A 16,181-nucleotide genomic window follows, 5' to 3' on the forward strand; every position below is an offset into this window, starting at 1 on the left:
GGCAGGCCGGTCAGAACGGCGGGGCGGACTCGATCGCGATCGGCTCGCCCGTCGCCGGATGGGCGAAGCGCAGCGCGCTCGCATGCAGAAGCAAGCGGTCCGATTGCGCACACACGTCCGCCGGCGCGTACAGCGCGTCGCCGAGGATCGGGTGCCCGATCGCGAGCAGGTGCACGCGCAGCTGGTGCGCGCGGCCGGTGACGGGCTCGAGCTCGACGCGGGTGGCATCGCGCTTCGCGTCGTGCGCGAGCACGCGCCAGCGCGTCAGCGACTGCTTGCCGATGGCGTGATCGACCTTCTGCTTCGGCCGGTTCGGCCAGTCGGCGAGCAGCGGCAGATCGATCGCGCCGTGCGATGCCGCCACCTCGCCGTGCACGACCGCGACATAGCGCTTGTGCACCGCACGGGCCGCGAACGCGGCGCTGAGCGCGCGCTGCGCCGCTGCGCCGCGCGCGAACAGCATCAGGCCCGAGGTCGCCATGTCGAGCCGGTGCACGACGAGCGCATCGCCGTAAGTGGCTTGCACGCGCGCGGCGAGGCAGTCCTGCCCGTTCGGCCCGAGGCCGGGCACCGACAGCAGGCCGCTCGGCTTCAGCGCGACGACGCACTGTGCATCGACATGCAGCACCGCGACCGGGCTCATGGGCGCCGAGCCACCAGGGCGTCGCGCTGCGCCAGTGGCGGAAAGAGCCGGAACCACACCCCTGCGACCAGCAGCGTGCCGATGCCACCGAGCACGACCGAGCCGACCGGCCCGAGCGCCGCCGCGGTGACGCCCGACTCGAATTCGCCGAGCTGGTTGGACGCGCCGATGAACACCGAGTTGACCGCGCTGACCCGGCCGCGCATCTCGTTCGGCGTGTCCAGCTGCACCAGCGACTGACGGATCACGACGCTGACCATGTCGCCCGTGCCGGCCACCACCAGCGCGACCATCGAGACGACGAACGAACTCGACAGCCCGAACACGATCGTCGCCAGTCCATAGACGGCCACGGCGCCGAGCAGCACGCGCCCCGCATGCCGCGTGACGGGCCAGCGCGCCAGCAGCAGCGACAGCGCGAACGCACCGATCGCCGGCGAGGCGCGCAGCAGTCCCAGCCCCCACGGCCCGGTGTGCAGGATGTCCTTCGCGAAGATCGGCAGCAGCGCGGTGGCGCCGCCGAGCAGCACCGCGAACAGATCGAGCGAGATGGCGCCGAGCACGACCGGCCGCTGGCGCACGAAGCGCACGCCGGCGAGCAGGGTGTCGAAGCCCATGTTGCGCGCGACGGCCTTGACGTGCCCGTAGTTCACGCCAGCCACCAGCGCGCCCGAGCATGCGAACAGCAGCGCGCACGTGCCATACACCGCCTGCGCGCCGGCCACGTAGATGAAGCCGCCGAGCGCCGGCCCGGCGACGATCGCGCCCTGCGAGCCCATCGAACTGAAGGCCAGCGCGCGCGGCAGCACCTCGGCCGGCACGAGCAGCGGCGTCAGCGCCTGCTGCGCCGGCATCTGAAAGGCCTTGACGGTGCCGAGCAGCACCGAGGTCAGCAGCAGCAGGTCGCGGCTGGCCCAGTGACGGTGCGCCGCGACGGCGAGCAGCAGCGCGATGCCGGTCTGCGCAACCATGCACAGCGCGACGATGCGCGCGCGGTTGAAGTGGTCGACGACGTGGCCGGCGACCAGCACCAGAAGGAGCGCAGGCAGGAACTGCAGCAGCCCGACCAGGCCCAGGTCCCACGCGCTGCCGGTCAGGTCATACATCTGCCAGCCGATCGCGACCATCAGCATCTGGTTCGCACTGGTGCTCGCCAGGCGCGAGTACCACAGGCGCATGTAGGCGCGAAAGCTCGACAGCGGCGCAGACGGCACGCTTGCCGCCGACCGGCTCATCCCTGCATCTGCCCCGAACTCAGCACGTGCACGCCGGGTTCGCCGGTGAGTGTGGCCGCGAGCATCGCGGCGGCCACCTTCGTCGCGGCGATCGGCCGCACGCCGCGTGGCACGAGTCCCATCGCCGGTGCGAGCAGGCGCGCGGCCCAGACCTCGCCACGGCGCACCGGCTGGCCGATCGCGGCGCGGTCGCCCAACAGCAGCGACGGCTGCGCGATGACGACCGACTCGAAGCCGAGCGCAACGATGGCGTCCTGCATCTCCCCCTTGACGCGGTTGTAGAAGACGGCGGAGCGCGCGTCCGCACCGAGCGCCGAAACGACCGCGAGGCGCGTCGCGCCGGCGGCCTTCGCCGCGCGTGCGGTGTTCACCACGCAGTCGAAATCGACCGCGCGGAACGCGGCCTGCGAACCGGCGACCTTGATCGTGGTGCCGAGCGCCACGTAGACATCGTCGACCGCCGGCAACGTTGGCAGCTGCGCGAAATCGATGAGATGGATGGTGGTGCGCTCATCCGGGACCGCATCGGCCATCGGTCGGCGCACCAGCACGTGCGTCTGACGGTATGACGGGCTGGCCTGCAGCAGCGGCAGCAGTGCGCGACCGATCAGGCCGGTCGCACCGGCCAGCAGCGCGGTGCGCACCGCGCCTGCGGAACGAGTACCGCCCTGGCGCGCCATCGTTGCCTCAGCGCTTCGGCGGGCCGGAACGTGCCGGCGGCCGACCGCCGCCACCGCCACCGGCAGGGCGCGAACCCTGCGGGCGAGCCGCACCGCCGCCGCTGCCGCCACGGCCACCGCCGCCGCCACCACCGTGGCCGCCACGGCCACCGCCACCGCCGTTGCCAGCGTGATGGCGATGACCGCCGCGGCCGGCGCCTTCGCCGATCACCATGCGGCCGAGCACGATCGGCTCGGCCTTCTCGCCGGCCGGCGGCTCGAAGCCGGGCACGATCTCCTTCGGGATCTCGCGCTTGATCAGGCGCTCGATGTCACGCAGGAAGCCGTTCTCGTCGACGCAGACCAGCGACACGGCCTCGCCCTTCGCGCCCGCGCGGCCGGTGCGGCCGATGCGGTGCACGTAGTCTTCCGGCACGTTCGGCAGCTCGTAGTTGACGACGTGCGGCAACATGTCGATGTCGATGCCGCGCGCGGCGATGTCGGTCGCGACCAGCACCGTGAGGTCACCGGTCTTGAACTCGGCCAACGCCTTCGTGCGCGCGGTCTGGCTCTTGTTGCCGTGGATCGCCATCGCGCTGATGTCGGCCTTCAGCAGGTGCTCGACCAGACGGTTGGCGCCGTGCTTCATGCGTGTGAACACCAGCACCTGGTCCCAGTCGTTGGCCTTGATGAGGTGGATCAGCAGGTCCTTCTTCATCTCGCGGCCGACCGGGTGCACCTTCTGGGCGATCTGGTCGTTGGTCTGGTTGCGGCGCGCCACCTCGATCAGCACCGGCGCATTCAGCAGGCGGTCGGCCAGCGCCTTGATCTCGTCGCTGAAGGTCGCGCTGAACAGCAGGCTCTGCTTCTTCGGCGGCAGAACCGCGAGCACCTTCTTGATGTCGTGGATGAAGCCCATGTCGAGCATGCGGTCGGCTTCGTCGAGCACGAAGATCTGCACGTGCGACAGGTCGAGCGTGCGCTGCTGGTGGTGGTCGAGCAGGCGGCCCGGCGTGGCGACCAGGATGTCGACACCGCGCTTGAGCTTGTCGATCTGCGGCTGCATGCCGACACCGCCGAACATCACCATGCTGCTGAGCTTGCTGTGCTTGCCGTAGGTGCGAACGCTTTCCTCGACCTGGGCGGCGAGTTCGCGGGTGGGGGTGAGGATCAGCGCTCGGATCGGCAGCTTGCCTTTGGCATCGCGCACGGCGGGCGTGGCCATCAGGCGGTGCAGCATCGGCAGCACGAAGCCGGCGGTCTTGCCGGTGCCGGTCTGGGCGCCGCCCATCACGTCACCGCCGGAGAGCACGGCAGGAATGGCCTGCGCCTGGATCGGCGTGGGCGTGGTGTAGCCGTATTCGTGAACGGCGCGCAGCAGGGGCTCGGCGAGGCCGAGATCGTCAAAGGACATGGGTTTCCAAACGGACAGAGAGGTCGGCCTGTCGCTCGTACTTCGAAGCGCCAGTCGCAGGCAGAGGGGTGTGGCGAGCGGTGGCGTCGCGGACGACGTGGGCTCAGTCAGAAGTGACGTCGGCGCAGTGACTGGTGACTGCGCCGGTGGGTCATTGTAACCGCTGCGCGTCGGCGCGTGCCTCGAGCGCGCGGGCCTGGGCTTGCACCTGACGCTCGCGAAGCGCGCCGGTTTTCACGAGTGCCTGCGCCTCGCGCGCCAGCCGCAGCGCGGTGGCGGGGTCGGTCGCCAGTGCGAGCCGACCCTGGCCGAGCAGGGCGCGGGCGCGCAGCCAGTCGCCTGTCGGCGATGCCGCGCTGCCGGCGGCGAGCGCGCTCGCGAACGCCAGGCGCGCGTCGTCGGCAGCGTGCGCGTCGCTCTCCAGCGCTTCGCCGAGTGCGACCTGCGCCTGGCGGGTCGCCAGTGCGTTGGGACCGAGTTGCGTGTCGAGAATCGGCAGCGCCTGGCGCAGGACCTCCCGGGCCACGGCGACGTTCCCGTCACGCGTCTCGGCCTCGCCCTGCGCGAGCAGGGTGGCCGCCCAGTGGGCGCCGCCCTGGGCTTCCCAGCGCTTCGCGGCCGCAGCCATCCGGGTCAGCGATTCTTCGGGGCGCTGCTCGTCGGCGGCGACTTGCGCCAGCGCGATGTTGACGCGGTCCATCGCGTTGCCGACCTGGCGCGAGGTGTCGCTGCCGGCGATGTCGAGTGCGGACGCGAGCATCGCCCGCGACTCGGCGGGGCGGCCGAGTTGGTGCAGCACGACGCCGAGCTCGCAGCGCACCAGTGCGGTGGTGCGGTGGCGTGGCCCCATCGTGCGCTCGAAGATCGCCAGCGCCTGCGTCAGCTCGCTCTGCGCGTCGGCGAAGCGACCCGCGCGGGCGAACAACTGGCCGAGCGCGTAGTGGCCCGCGCCGGTGCCGAAGTCCCGCAGGTCGACCTGGTTGGCGCTGAGCTCGATCGAGCGCCGCAGCTCGCGCTCGGCGGCGCCGAAGTCGTCGAGCTGGGCCAGGCCGTTGCCGAGCCAGCGGTGGGCGATCGAGCGCATCGCATGGCGCGGCTGGTACTTCTCGAACGCGGCGGTCGCGCGCGACAGGTCGGCGATGCCCTTGCGCAGTTCGCCGGCCTGTACCGCATTGGCGCCGACGCGGTAGAGCGCGATCGCGTAGCCCTCCAGCGACTGCTGTCCGGTGCGCTCGACGATCGCGATCGCCTCGCGCGCCAGCGCTTCCGATTCCTGTGCGCGCCCGAGCTGCGTCAGCGACAGCGCGCGGCCGACCAGCGCGTAGATGTACTGCTCGCTCTGCGGCCCGTGGACCGAGCGGGCCAGCGCGAGCGCCCGCTGCTCGAGCGGGTCGGCGCTGTCGAACATGCCGAGGTTGTTCTGCAGCTCGCCGACGACGGTGAGCAGCTCCAGGCGCACGCCGGGTTCGAGCTTGGCGTCGTCGAGCAGGCGCTTGCCGCCGGCCTGCAGCAGCTCGCGCGCGGTCGTGTCCTGCGTGGTCTTGCCTGCGCCGATCGTGCTGGTGCGGAACACGCCGAGCAGGAAGTCCTTGATCGCGGTGGCATTGCGGGCCTCCGCGGTGGCGCGCGCCGCCTGCTCGCGCGCGACGCTGGCCTGCCACAGCGTGGCGGCCACGCCGCAGGCGATCGCCAGGGCGACCAGACCTGCCGCCGCGACCCCGAGCGTGTGCCGCTCGATGAACTTGCGCGTCACGTAGAACCAGGTCGGCGCCTGGGCGCTGACCGACTCGTGCTTGAGGAAGTGCCGCAGGTCGTCGGCCAGCGCCTGCGCGGACGCGTAGCGTTCCGCGGGTCGCTTGCGCAGCGCCTTCGCGACGATGTGTTCGAGATCGCCGCGCAGCGCCTGACGCAAGCGCTGCGGCGTGGTCGAGCGCGCCGCGGCGATCTCGCTCGCGTCACCGCCGAACGTGCTCGTGGGCTCGGCGGCGCCGAGGCGGCGCGGTTCGGCCTCGGCGATCGCGCGCGCCAGTTGCGCCGCGTTGCCGCGCGGCGCGTCGTAGGGGCGCTGGCCGGACAGCAGCACGAACATCAGCACGCCCAGCGCGTAGACGTCGGTCGCGACCGTCACCGCGCCGCCGGTGATCTGCTCGGGCGCGGCATAGTCCGGCGTCAGCCCGGCGCTGCCCTGGCGCGTCAGGTCCAGTTCGTCGGGCGCATCGCCCAGCAGCTTGGCGACGCCGAAGTCCAGCAGCTTGACGTGGCCGCCGTCGGTCACCAGCACGTTGGCCGGCTTCAGGTCGCGGTGCACGACCAGGTTGGCATGCGCGAACGCGACCGCGTCGCACAGCTGCAGCAGCAGGTTCAGGCGGCTCGGGAGATCGAGCCGGCGCGCGTCGCACCAATGGTCGATCCGCTCGCCCTGCACGTATTCGAGCACCAGGTAGCGGGTGCCGTCGGGCGCGATGCCGGCGTCGAGCAACTGGGCGATGTGCGGGTGGGTGAGGCGCGCCAGCAGTTCGCCTTCGCGGGCGAAGCGGGCGCTGAGCAGGGCCGCAGCGGCCGGGTCGGGTGACGCCGCGCGCAGCAGCTTCACCGCGGCGCGGCCGGCGTGCAGCCCGTCGCTGCGGGTCGCGGCCCAGACCTCGCCCATGCCGCCGCTGCCGAGCGGCTCGCGCAACTGCCATGCACCGAAGCGGGCGCCCGGGCGGGGTCCCGCGGTCGGCGGGTCGGTCGGGGCGAGGCTGTCGTTCATGGGTCGGCGCGGTCGATTCTATGCAGCGCGTGGCCGGGGCACCGCTTGCCGTAAGCTCGTGGCCCGGCTCCTGCAACGATCCCGATGCCCCGCTCACGCTTCATTCCGGACAATTTCACGCTCACGCTGATCGCGGTGGTGATCGCGGCCAGCCTGCTGCCCTGCAGCGGCACCTGGGCGATCGCCTTCAATGCGATCACCAACGTCGCGATCGGCCTGTTGTTCTTCATGCACGGCGCCAAGCTGTCGCGCGAGGCGATCGTGGCCGGCATCACGCACTGGCGGCTGCACCTGCTGGTGTTCGCGTGCACCTTCGTGATGTTCCCGGTGCTCGGCGTCGCGCTGCGGCCGCTGCTGCAGCCGCTGGTCACGCCGGACCTGTACGTCGGCATCCTGTTCCTGTGCGCGCTGCCGGCCACTGTGCAATCGGCGATCGCGTTCACGTCGATGGCACGCGGCAACGTGCCGGCGGCGGTGTGCAGCGCGTCGGCGTCGAGCCTGCTCGGCATCTTCCTGACGCCGGTGCTGGTCGGGCTGCTGCTGTCGCAGCACGGCGCGGCGGCCTCGCTCGACGCGGTCAGGGCCATCGTGCTGCAGCTGCTGCTGCCGTTCGTCGCCGGGCAGGTGGCGCGGCGCTGGATCGGCGCGTGGGTGCATCGCCACAAGGCCGTGCTCGGAAACATCGACCGCAGCTCGATCCTGCTGGTCGTCTACACGGCGTTCAGCGAGGCGGTGATCCAGGGGCTGTGGCAGCAGATGCCGGTGACGGCGCTGCTGGGGCTGACGCTGGTCTGCGCGATCCTGCTCGGCCTGGCGCTGACGATCACCACCTTCGCGGCGCGCCGGCTGGGCTTCGACAAGGCCGACGAGATCACGATCGTGTTCTGCGGTTCGAAGAAGAGCCTGGCGAGCGGCATACCGATGGCGCGGGTGCTGTTCGCGGGCCACGCGGTCGGTGCCGTCGTGCTGCCGCTGATGCTGTTCCACCAGATGCAGTTGATGGTCTGCGCGGTCCTCGCGCAGCGTTATGCGGCTCGTGCGTTGCGGGGCGACACCGCCGAGCGGGCCGTGGGGGAGGCGTGATGAACAGGAGCACCATCGTGGGCGCCCTGGCGGCGTCCTTGGTCGCGGGCGGCGCGACAGCGGCGCCGCCCGACCTCGACGCGCTGGCCCGCCAGGTGGCGGACACCGAACGCGCGTTCGCGCGCAGCATGGCCGAACGAGACCACGCGGGCTTCGTGCGGCACCTGTCGGACCAGGCGGTGTTCTTCTCCGGTCCCGGCAAGGTGCTGCAGGGCAAGGCGGCCGTCGCGGCCGGCTGGAAGCGGTTCTACGAGGGCAAGGACGCGCCGTTCTCGTGGGCGCCCGACCACGTGGTCGTGCTCGGCGACGGCACGCTCGCGCACTCGACCGGCCCGGTGCTCGACCCGGCCGGCAAGCCGATCGCCCGCTTCAATTCGGTCTGGCGGCTCGAGGCGCCGGACATCTGGCGCATCGTCTTCGACAAGGGCGAGGCGTGGCAGGAACCGGTGCCGCCCAAGCCCTGACGGCGCGCCGCGGCGCCGGAGCGGCGACAATACGCGGTTGAACTGCTGCCGCCCGGCAGCACGCTTTGCTTCCCAGGAACCGTTTCACAGGAACCCCATGGCCCAGTACGTCTACACCATGAACCGCGTCGGCAAGATCGTGCCGCCGAAGCGGCAGATCCTCAAGGACATCTCGCTCAGCTTCTTCCCCGGCGCCAAGATCGGCGTGCTCGGCACCAACGGCTCGGGCAAGTCGACGCTGCTGAAGATCATGGCCGGCCTCGACAAGGACATCGAGGGCGAAGCCACGCCGATGCCGAACCTGAAGATCGGCTACCTGCCGCAGGAGCCGGTGATGAACCCGGACCAGACCGTGCGCGAGGCGGTCGAGGAGGGCATCGGCGGCGCGCTGGCCGCCAAGAAGCGGCTCGACGAGGTCTACGCCGAATACGGCGAGCCGGACGCCGATTTCGACAAGCTCGCCGCGGAGCAGGCCGAGCTCGAAGCCATCATCGCCGCCAGCGGCAGCGAGAACACCGACCTGCAGCTCGAGATCGCCGCCGACGCGCTGCGCCTGGCCCCGTGGGACGCGCAGATCGGCGTGCTCTCCGGCGGCGAGAAGCGCCGCGTCGCGCTGTGCCGGCTGCTGCTGAGCAAGCCCGACATGCTGCTGCTCGACGAGCCGACCAACCACCTGGACGCCGAATCGGTCGACTGGCTGGAGCAGTTCCTGCAGCGCTACCCGGGCACCGTCGTCGCGATCACCCACGATCGCTATTTCCTGGACAACGCGGCCGAGTGGATCCTCGAACTCGACCGCGGCCGCGGCATCCCGTACAAGGGCAACTACTCGACCTGGCTCGAGCAGAAGGAACAGCGCCTCGAACAGGAGCAGAAGACCGAGGACGCGCGCACCAAGGCGATGAAGCTCGAGCTCGAGTGGGTGCGCAAGAACGCCAAGGGCCGCCAGGCCAAGAGCAAGGCGCGGCTGGCGCGCTTCGAGGAGCTGTCGGACACCGACTACCAGAAGCGCAACGAGACCAACGAGATCTTCATCCCGGTCGGCGAGCGCCTTGGCCACGAGGTGCTGGAGTTCGAGAACGTCACCAAGAGCTTCGGCGACCGGGTGCTGATCGACGACCTGTCGTTCAAGGTGCCGGCCGGCGCGATCGTCGGCATCATCGGGCCGAACGGCGCCGGCAAGTCGACGCTGTTCCGCATGATCGCCGGCAAGGAGCAGCCGACGAGCGGCACCGTCAAGATCGGCCCGACCGCGCGCATGGCGTTCGTCGAGCAGGGCCGCGAGACGCTGGAAGACGACAAGACGGTCTGGCAGGACGTCTCGGGCGGCCTCGACAACATCGTCGTCGGCAAGTTCGTGATGCCGAGCCGCGCCTACATCGGCCGCTTCAACTTCAAGGGCAATGACCAGCAAAAGCTGGTGGGCAGCCTGTCCGGCGGCGAACGCGGCCGGCTGCACCTGGCGAAGACGCTGGCGCAGGGCGGCAACGTGCTGATGCTCGACGAGCCGTCGAACGATCTGGACGTGGAAACCCTGCGCGCGCTCGAAGACGCGCTGCTCGAATTCGCCGGCTCGGTGATGGTGATCAGCCACGACCGCTGGTTCCTGGACCGCATCGCCACCCACATCCTGGCCTGCGAGGGCGACTCGAAGTGGGTCTTCTTCGACGGCAACTACCAGGAGTACGAGGCCGACAAGAAGCGCCGCCTCGGCGAGGAGGGTGCGCGCCCGCACCGCTTGCGCTTCAAGGCCCTCAAGTGAAGTGACCTTGGCGCCGGCGCCGCTGTACACGGCGCTGGCAGAATGTTCTTTTCTGTTCCGGGTTGCACGATGAACCACCCCGCTGCGCGGTCTGTCCGCCCTCTCATGGCCGCCCTGACGATCGCCCTGCTGGGCGGCTGCGCGGCGCTGCGATCGCCCGCCACGCCCACGGCAACGGGTGGCGCCGCCGCCGGCCCGACGACGCCGCCGCGCGTCGCGACCGGGCCCGGCCCGAGCGCCTCGGGCGTGCCGCCCGGCACGCCGCAGCCGGCCGCGCCGCCGCCGGGCAGTCCGCAACCCTTCGCGACGGTGATCCGCGACGCCAAGAAGAGCGACGGCCTGCTCACGACCTACCAGAAGGACGAGAAGGTCTGGATCGAGCTGCGTCCGCAGGACTTCAACAAGCCGTTCTTCCTGTCCGCCAAGCTTGCTTCGGGCATCGGCGAGGGCGGGATCTTCGGCGGCCTGATGGACGACCAGCGCGTGGTCGAGTTCCGGCGCGTCTACAACCAGGTGCAGATGATCGCGCGCAACACCGAGTTCACCGCGCGCGCCGGCACGCCCGAAGGCCGCGCGGTGGCGGCGGCGTTCTCGCCGAGCCTGCTGGCCAGCACACCGGTGGCGAGCCAGCCGCACCCGGAGCGCAAGTCGGTGCTGGTCGACGGCAATGCGCTGTTCATCAACGACATGCTCGCGGTCGGCGGGCAGTTGCAGCGCACGTTCCGCCAAGGCTACGGCTTCGACGCGCGCAACTCGGCGATCACCGCGCTGCGCGTACGCCCGGAAGGCCTGTCGCTCGAGGTGATGCAGCACTTCGCGACCGGCTCGATCGCGGTGCGCCAGCCGAACACGCCGCCCGGCGCGCCGGTGCCGACGGTGCCGATCGCGGTGCCGGACCCGCGCAGCCTGTTCGTGACCGCGAACTACACCTTCACGGCGCTGCCTGACGCGCCGATGCGCCCGCGCGCCGCCGACTCGCGCATCGGCTACTTCACGCAGTCGCAGTGGGACTTCAGCGACGACCTCGCGCGCACGCCGGTCGTGCGCCACGTCGACCGCTGGCGGCTCGAGAAGAAGGACCCGGCGGCGGCGCTGTCCGAGCCGGTCAAGCCGATCGTGTTCTGGCTCGACCGCACGATTCCGGTCAAGTACCGCGCGACGATCACCGCCGGCATCCTGGAATGGAACAAGGCCTTCGAGCGCATCGGCTTCAAGGACGCGGTGCAGGCCAGGGTTCAGCCCGACGACGCCGATTTCGACACGCTCGACGGCGGCGCCTCGGTGCGCTGGATGACCAACGCCGCGCCGCGCTTCGGCGCGATCGGGCCGAGCCATGTCGACCCGCGCAGCGGCGAGATCCTGGCGGCCAACATCGGCATCGAGAGCCTGTCGTCGCGCAACGTGCGCGCCTCGCGTGCGCAGATCCTGAACGGCAGCAGCCCGGCCGAACTGGCGCGGCTGATGCAGTTCGGCGGCGCCGCCGATGGCGAGGCCTTCGACGCGCGCGCCTGCCGCAACGCCGACCAGGCCGCCGACCAGCTCGGCTACGCGCTCGACGTGCTCGAAGCGCGTGGCGATCTCGATCCGGACAGCCCCGAGGCCGAGGCCTACGTGCTCGCCTACCTGAAGGACACGACGATGCACGAGGTCGGGCACACGCTCGGCCTGCGGCACAATTTCCGCGCGTCGCGTGCGTACACCGACGCGCAGCTGTCCGACCCCGAGTTCACGCGCACCCACGCGCTGACCGGCTCGGTGATGGAGTACGCGCCGGTCAACCTGCCGAGCCCGGGCGCGCGGCCGGTCGCGCCGTACCAGACCACGCTCGGTCCGTATGACTACTGGGCGATCGAATACGCCTACCGGCCGCTGGCCGAAGGCGACGAGAAGGCCGCGCTCGAACGCATCGCGGCGCGCAGCAACGAGCCCGAACTGGCCTTCGGCACCGACGAGGACAACTACCTCGGCATCGACCCCGATGCGCTGCAGTTCGACCTGGGCTCCGATTCCGTCGCATTCGCGAAGAAGCGCCTGGCGATCGCCCGCGACCTGTTCAAGCGCCAGGAGACCCGCGCGCTCGCGCCCGACCGCGACTATGCGGTGCTGCGCCGTTCGCTGAACTACGCGGTCAACGACGTCGCGCGCTCGGTGGGCCTGCTGGCGCGCCAGGTCGGCGGGGTCCGCACGCTGCGCGACTTCCCCGGCTCGGGCCGCGACCCGCTGGAGCCGGTGCCGGTCGCCGCACAGCGCGACGCGATCGACCAGATCTCGCGCAGCCTGTTCGCGGCCGACAGCCTGCCGGTCTCGCCGTCGCTGCAACGCCGCCTCGCGCCGGACTTCCAGGAGCGCACCGATGCGCTCGAGCGCGGTGCCGCGCCGGTCGCGACCGAATTCTCGGTGCCCGATCGCCTGCTGGCCGTCCAGCGCGCGCTGCTGAACCAGCTGATGGGCGACGATGTCGCGGCGCGCATCCTCGACAACCAGGGCAAGGCGACCGCGCGCGGCGGTGCGCTGCAGCTGTCGGAGCTGTATGGCCGGCTCGGTCGCGACATCTGGAGCGAGCTCGACACCGGTGCCGACATCCCCGCGCCGCGCCGCGCGTTGCAGCGCGAGCACCTGAACCGGATCAGCGCCAGCCTGCTGCGCCCGGGCAGCGCCGGCCGCGCCGATGCGCGCAGCCTGATGCGCGTGCAGGCGCAGGCGCTGCTCGCGCGGCTGAACAGCGCCGCGCAGCGTGGCAGCCTGAGCGCCGACGCGCGCGCGCACCTGCAGGACAGCGCGGACATGCTGTCGCAGTCGCTCGCCGCGCGCATCGCCCGCCCGGGCGCCTGACGCGGCGGCGGCCCGGCGTTCGCGCCGGGTTCGTCGCGGCTCGCTCCCCGAATCCCGTCGTTCATCGCCGGCGGGGCTTGCCGGATGCGCCGCCGGGCGGCCTGCGCGGTACGCTTGCGGCCATGTCCTCGATGCCCGCTCCGGCCGCCACGCTGCGCCAGTTCATCGCGGCGCTGACGCCGCGCCGGCTGCTTCTGATGGTGGCGCTGGTCGTCGTGATCTCGGCGCTGATCAGCCCGATCTTCTTGACCTCGTACGTCGGCCTGGTGTGGCGGCTGCTGCTGATCGCGACGCTGGTGCTGATGGCGTTCACGGCGGCCGGGCTGTGGCCGGTGCCCGGCGTGCCGCGCTGGGTCAGCCAGATCGTCGCCGTGGTGCTCGCGGTTCCGCTGGCCACGCTGCTGCTGTACATGGGCCTGGTGGGCGGCGAGTGGGCCCGATTCACCGGCAACCCGGGGCTGGTGCGCGGCTTCATCGTCATCACGATGCTGGTGCTCGCGATCGCGCCGCTGCTCGCGCTCGGCGTGCTCTACCGCGAGCGCGACGCGCAGGCCCGTCACCAGCAGCTCGAGTTCGCGCTCGAGAAGAGCCAGCTCGAGCGCCAGGCGCTCGATGCGCAGCTGAAGCTGCTGCACGCGCAGATCGAGCCGCACTTCCTGTTCAACACGCTCGCCAACGTGCAGGCGCTGGTCGAGTCCGGCTCGCCGCAGGCCGCGCCGGTGCTGCGCAGCCTGATCGCGTACCTGCGCGCCGCGATGCCGCGTCTCGACGATGCGCAAGCCACGCTCGGCCACGAAGCCGCGCTCGCGCGCGCCTACCTCGAGCTGATGCACATGCGCATGCCGGACCGCCTGCGCTTCACGATCGACATCGCGCCCGAGCTCGCGGCGCTGCGCTTCCCGGCGATGGCGCTGTTGACGCTGGTCGAGAACGCGGTCCGCCACGGCATCGACCCGGCCGAGCAGGGCGGGACGATCGAGGTGCGCGCGTGGCTGGCGCAGGGCCGCGCGAATGTCAGCGTCAGCGACACCGGCGCCGGGCTGCGCGAGACCGCCGAACCCGGTACGGGCCTGGCGAACCTGCGTGCCCGGCTGCAGGCGTTCTACGGGGCGGGTGCGCAACTCGAGCTCAGCGAGGTGCGCCCGCATGGCGTCTGCGCGACGATCCGCTTCGATCCGCCTGGGCCCGTCGCGTGATGAACCCGACCGCGTTGATCGCCGACGACGAGCCGCTGCTGCGCGAGCGCCTGCGGGTGCACCTGGCGCGGCTGTGGCCCGAACTGGTGGTCGTCGCCGAAGCGCGCAACGGCCGCGAGGCGGTCGAGCTGTTCGAGGCGCACGCCCCGCGCATCGTGTTCCTCGACGTGCACATGCCCGGGCTGAGCGGCATCGAGGCGGCGCGCGCGGTGTCCCGTCGCGCGCACGTCGTGTTCGTGACGGCGCACGAACGCTACGCGGTGCAGGCGTTCGCGCAGGGCGCGGTCGATTACCTGGTCAAGCCGTTCGACGAGGTGCGCCTGGCCGACACGGTCGCGCGCTTGCGCGAGCGCCTGGCGCAGCCGGCGCCGTCAGCGGCCGATGCGGGCGCGCTCGATGCGGTGCTGGATCGCCTGGCCGCCGAACTGGCGCGTCGCGGCGCGGCCGCTGCGCCGGCGCCGCCGCACCTGCAATGGATACGGGCATCGGTCGGCGCGAGCGTGCGGCTGATCCCGGTCGAGCAGGTCATCTACCTGCGCGCCGACGAGAAATACACGCTGGTGGTGTGGGAGGGCGGCGAGGCGCTGATCCGCCGCACGATCCGCGAATTGGCGGAGGAACTCGATTCCGAGCGCTTCGCGCAGATCCATCGCTCGGTGATCGTCAACCTGCATCGCGTGGCGCAGGTCCAGCGGGGCCTGAACGAGACCGCCGAGGTGCATCTGAAAGGTCGTGCCGAGGTGCTGCCGGTCAGCCGCAGCTTCGTGCACGTGTTTCGTCAGATGTGAGTCGTGCTCACTGGACACGCGGGGCGGTCTCGCTGTCCGACTGCGCGACGTCGGTCGTCGGCGCGAGCCGCTTGCCGACGATCACGACGCGCTCGAGCTGGACGACCTGTGCCGGCGCGGAGGCGGCTCGCGGGGAGGCAACCGGCTGGTCGATGCCGAGCATCGCCGAGCCGATCGCGAGCGTGCCGCCGATCAGCAGGCAGAAGGTCAGCGTGGCGGTGAAGAGGCGGTCGATCATGGTGGAACTCCTGGTTCGATGACGCGGTGTGTTCGTGCCGCGTTGGAATGAACTCTAGGAGTTCGCCTCGCGCTCACCAAGGCACTTGCGACAGGCTGCAGATTGCCGCTGTCGAACGGCCATGCAGCGCGATGGACGCCGCCGGCGCCGTCTTCAGCGCTCGCGCCAGAGCCAGGCGGCGCCGCGCACACCGGACGAGTCGCCATGGCGACTGCGCACCAGCCGCGTGCGCACGGCGTCCTGCAAGCCGCCGCTGAAGACGTGCTCGCCCCACAGCCGCGGCACGTTGTCGGTCAGGCCGTCGAGCTGCGACACCCCGCCGGCCAGCACGATGACGTGCGGGTCGAGCAGGTCGATCACCAGCGCCAGGCTGCGCGCCAGGCGCGATTCGTGCCGCCGCAGTGTTTGTGCGCAGGCCGCATCGCCTCGTGCCGCGCGCTCGCCGATGTCGCGCGCGGTCAGCGAGGGGCCGCCGTGCGCTGCGTGATCCCGCGCGATGCCGGGGCCACTGAGCCAGGTCTCGATGCAGCCGCGCCGCCCGCAGAAACACGCCGGTGCGGCGAGCTCACCGGCGTCGGGCCAGGGCAGCGGCATGTGGCCCCACTCGCCAGCCAGGCCGTTCGGCCCGTCGAGCAGCCGCCCGTCGACGACGATGCCGCCGCCGACGCCGGTGCCCAGGATCACCGAGAACGACACTGGCACACTCGCAGCGGCGCCGTCCGTGGCCTCGGACAGCGCCAGGCAGTTGGCGTCGTTGGCCAGGCGCACCGGGCGCTGCAGCGTGTCGGCCAGGTCGCGCTGCAGCGGCTGGCCGTTCAGGCAGGTGGAGTTGGCGTTCTTGATCAACCCGGCAGCCGTCGCGCTGCCGGGGGTGCCGACGCCGACGCTGCAGCCGCTCGCGCCCAGATCACGTTCGGCGCGGGCGACGAGCGCCGCAACCGTCGCCAGGATCGCGTGGTAGTCGCCGGCCGGTGTGGGGACGCGCTCGCGCCAGAGCGTCGCGCCTCGCGTGTCGAGCGCGATCGCCTCGATCTTGGTGCCGCCCAGGTCGACGCCGATGGCCGGCGTCACGGTGGTGTTCGTCGTCATGCGGCGAGGGTAGCAGCGGCTTGCCG

At 71.4% G+C, this 16,181-nt stretch carries 13 protein-coding genes; 6 read left to right on the top strand and 7 right to left on the bottom strand.

What is annotated here, in order from left to right:
• Positions 1–10: 10 nt before the first annotated feature.
• The 5 genes from ACWH49_RS19300 to ACWH49_RS19320 form a co-directional block, all read right to left on the bottom strand.
• Positions 11–643: an RluA family pseudouridine synthase gene (locus ACWH49_RS19300; protein ID WP_448172935.1), complete on the bottom strand. Its 633-nt coding sequence runs from the start codon at positions 641–643 to the stop codon at positions 11–13.
• Complete coding sequence (locus ACWH49_RS19305; RefSeq protein WP_448172936.1) at positions 640–1,878, bottom strand: MFS transporter; 1,239 nt, start codon at positions 1,876–1,878, stop codon at positions 640–642. Before ACWH49_RS19305 ends, ACWH49_RS19300 begins: the two co-directional genes overlap by 4 nt.
• Complete coding sequence (locus ACWH49_RS19310) at positions 1,875–2,558, bottom strand: NAD(P)H-binding protein (protein WP_448172937.1); 684 nt, start codon at positions 2,556–2,558, stop codon at positions 1,875–1,877. Before ACWH49_RS19310 ends, ACWH49_RS19305 begins: the two co-directional genes overlap by 4 nt.
• Positions 2,559–2,565: 7 nt before the next feature.
• Positions 2,566–3,951, bottom strand: coding sequence for a DEAD/DEAH box helicase (locus ACWH49_RS19315; protein WP_448172938.1), 1,386 nt, complete (start codon positions 3,949–3,951; stop codon positions 2,566–2,568).
• 151 nt (positions 3,952–4,102) lie between these two features.
• Positions 4,103–6,703: a serine/threonine-protein kinase gene (locus ACWH49_RS19320; protein WP_448172939.1), complete on the bottom strand. Its 2,601-nt coding sequence runs from the start codon at positions 6,701–6,703 to the stop codon at positions 4,103–4,105.
• 84 nt (positions 6,704–6,787) lie between these two features.
• Here ACWH49_RS19320 and ACWH49_RS19325 point away from each other — a divergent pair, with 84 nt between their 5' ends.
• From ACWH49_RS19325 to ACWH49_RS19350, 6 genes are all read left to right on the top strand, one after another.
• Positions 6,788–7,786: a bile acid:sodium symporter family protein gene (locus ACWH49_RS19325; protein ID WP_448172940.1), complete on the top strand. Its 999-nt coding sequence runs from the start codon at positions 6,788–6,790 to the stop codon at positions 7,784–7,786.
• Positions 7,786–8,250 (top strand): YybH family protein, encoded by a 465-nt coding sequence (locus ACWH49_RS19330; RefSeq protein ID WP_448172941.1) that lies wholly within the window; start codon positions 7,786–7,788, stop codon positions 8,248–8,250. Before ACWH49_RS19325 ends, ACWH49_RS19330 begins: the two co-directional genes overlap by 1 nt.
• Before the next feature lie 97 nt (positions 8,251–8,347).
• Entirely contained in the window at positions 8,348–10,012 is a 1,665-nt protein-coding gene (ettA, locus tag ACWH49_RS19335) for an energy-dependent translational throttle protein EttA (protein WP_448172942.1), read from the top strand.
• Positions 10,013–10,117: 105 nt separating this feature from the next.
• Positions 10,118–12,844 (top strand): zinc-dependent metalloprotease, encoded by a 2,727-nt coding sequence (locus ACWH49_RS19340; RefSeq protein ID WP_448172943.1) that lies wholly within the window; start codon positions 10,118–10,120, stop codon positions 12,842–12,844.
• Positions 12,845–12,966: 122 nt separating this feature from the next.
• Complete coding sequence (locus ACWH49_RS19345) at positions 12,967–14,040, top strand: sensor histidine kinase (RefSeq protein WP_448172944.1); 1,074 nt, start codon at positions 12,967–12,969, stop codon at positions 14,038–14,040.
• On the top strand, positions 14,040–14,828 hold the full coding sequence (locus tag ACWH49_RS19350; protein ID WP_448172945.1) for a LytR/AlgR family response regulator transcription factor: 789 nt from the start codon (positions 14,040–14,042) through the stop codon (positions 14,826–14,828). Before ACWH49_RS19345 ends, ACWH49_RS19350 begins: the two co-directional genes overlap by 1 nt.
• A gap of 7 nt (positions 14,829–14,835) precedes the next feature.
• Here the strand turns inward: ACWH49_RS19350 and ACWH49_RS19355 are convergent, their stop codons facing one another.
• Both ACWH49_RS19355 and ACWH49_RS19360 read right to left on the bottom strand, forming a co-directional pair.
• Positions 14,836–15,066, bottom strand: coding sequence for a hypothetical protein (locus ACWH49_RS19355; RefSeq protein ID WP_448172946.1), 231 nt, complete (start codon positions 15,064–15,066; stop codon positions 14,836–14,838).
• A gap of 153 nt (positions 15,067–15,219) precedes the next feature.
• Positions 15,220–16,155 carry an ROK family protein gene (locus tag ACWH49_RS19360; RefSeq protein WP_448172947.1) on the bottom strand — a complete coding sequence of 312 codons (936 nt, stop codon included), beginning with the start codon at positions 16,153–16,155 and terminating at the stop codon, positions 15,220–15,222.
• Positions 16,156–16,181: the final 26 nt, after the last annotated feature.

The organism is Rhizobacter fulvus, from assembly GCF_964020785.1.

Excerpts from the sequence above, each read along its gene's own strand:
- ACWH49_RS19330 (WP_448172941.1), top strand. The coding sequence starts at position 7,786 with ATGAACAGGAGCACCATCGTGGGCGCCCTGGCGGCGTCCTTGGTCGCG.
- ACWH49_RS19305 (WP_448172936.1), bottom strand. The coding sequence starts at position 1,878 with ATGAGCCGGTCGGCGGCAAGCGTGCCGTCTGCGCCGCTGTCGAGCTTT.
- ettA (WP_448172942.1), top strand. The coding sequence starts at position 8,348 with ATGGCCCAGTACGTCTACACCATGAACCGCGTCGGCAAGATCGTGCCG.
- ACWH49_RS19300 (WP_448172935.1), bottom strand. The coding sequence starts at position 643 with ATGAGCCCGGTCGCGGTGCTGCATGTCGATGCACAGTGCGTCGTCGCG.
- ACWH49_RS19315 (WP_448172938.1), bottom strand. The coding sequence starts at position 3,951 with ATGTCCTTTGACGATCTCGGCCTCGCCGAGCCCCTGCTGCGCGCCGTT.
- ACWH49_RS19355 (WP_448172946.1), bottom strand. The coding sequence starts at position 15,066 with ATGATCGACCGCCTCTTCACCGCCACGCTGACCTTCTGCCTGCTGATC.
- ACWH49_RS19340 (WP_448172943.1), top strand. The coding sequence starts at position 10,118 with ATGGCCGCCCTGACGATCGCCCTGCTGGGCGGCTGCGCGGCGCTGCGA.
- ACWH49_RS19320 (WP_448172939.1), bottom strand. The coding sequence starts at position 6,703 with ATGAACGACAGCCTCGCCCCGACCGACCCGCCGACCGCGGGACCCCGC.
- ACWH49_RS19325 (WP_448172940.1), top strand. The coding sequence starts at position 6,788 with ATGCCCCGCTCACGCTTCATTCCGGACAATTTCACGCTCACGCTGATC.
- ACWH49_RS19350 (WP_448172945.1), top strand. The coding sequence starts at position 14,040 with ATGAACCCGACCGCGTTGATCGCCGACGACGAGCCGCTGCTGCGCGAG.
- ACWH49_RS19345 (WP_448172944.1), top strand. The coding sequence starts at position 12,967 with ATGTCCTCGATGCCCGCTCCGGCCGCCACGCTGCGCCAGTTCATCGCG.
- ACWH49_RS19310 (WP_448172937.1), bottom strand. The coding sequence starts at position 2,558 with ATGGCGCGCCAGGGCGGTACTCGTTCCGCAGGCGCGGTGCGCACCGCG.
- ACWH49_RS19360 (WP_448172947.1), bottom strand. The coding sequence starts at position 16,155 with ATGACGACGAACACCACCGTGACGCCGGCCATCGGCGTCGACCTGGGC.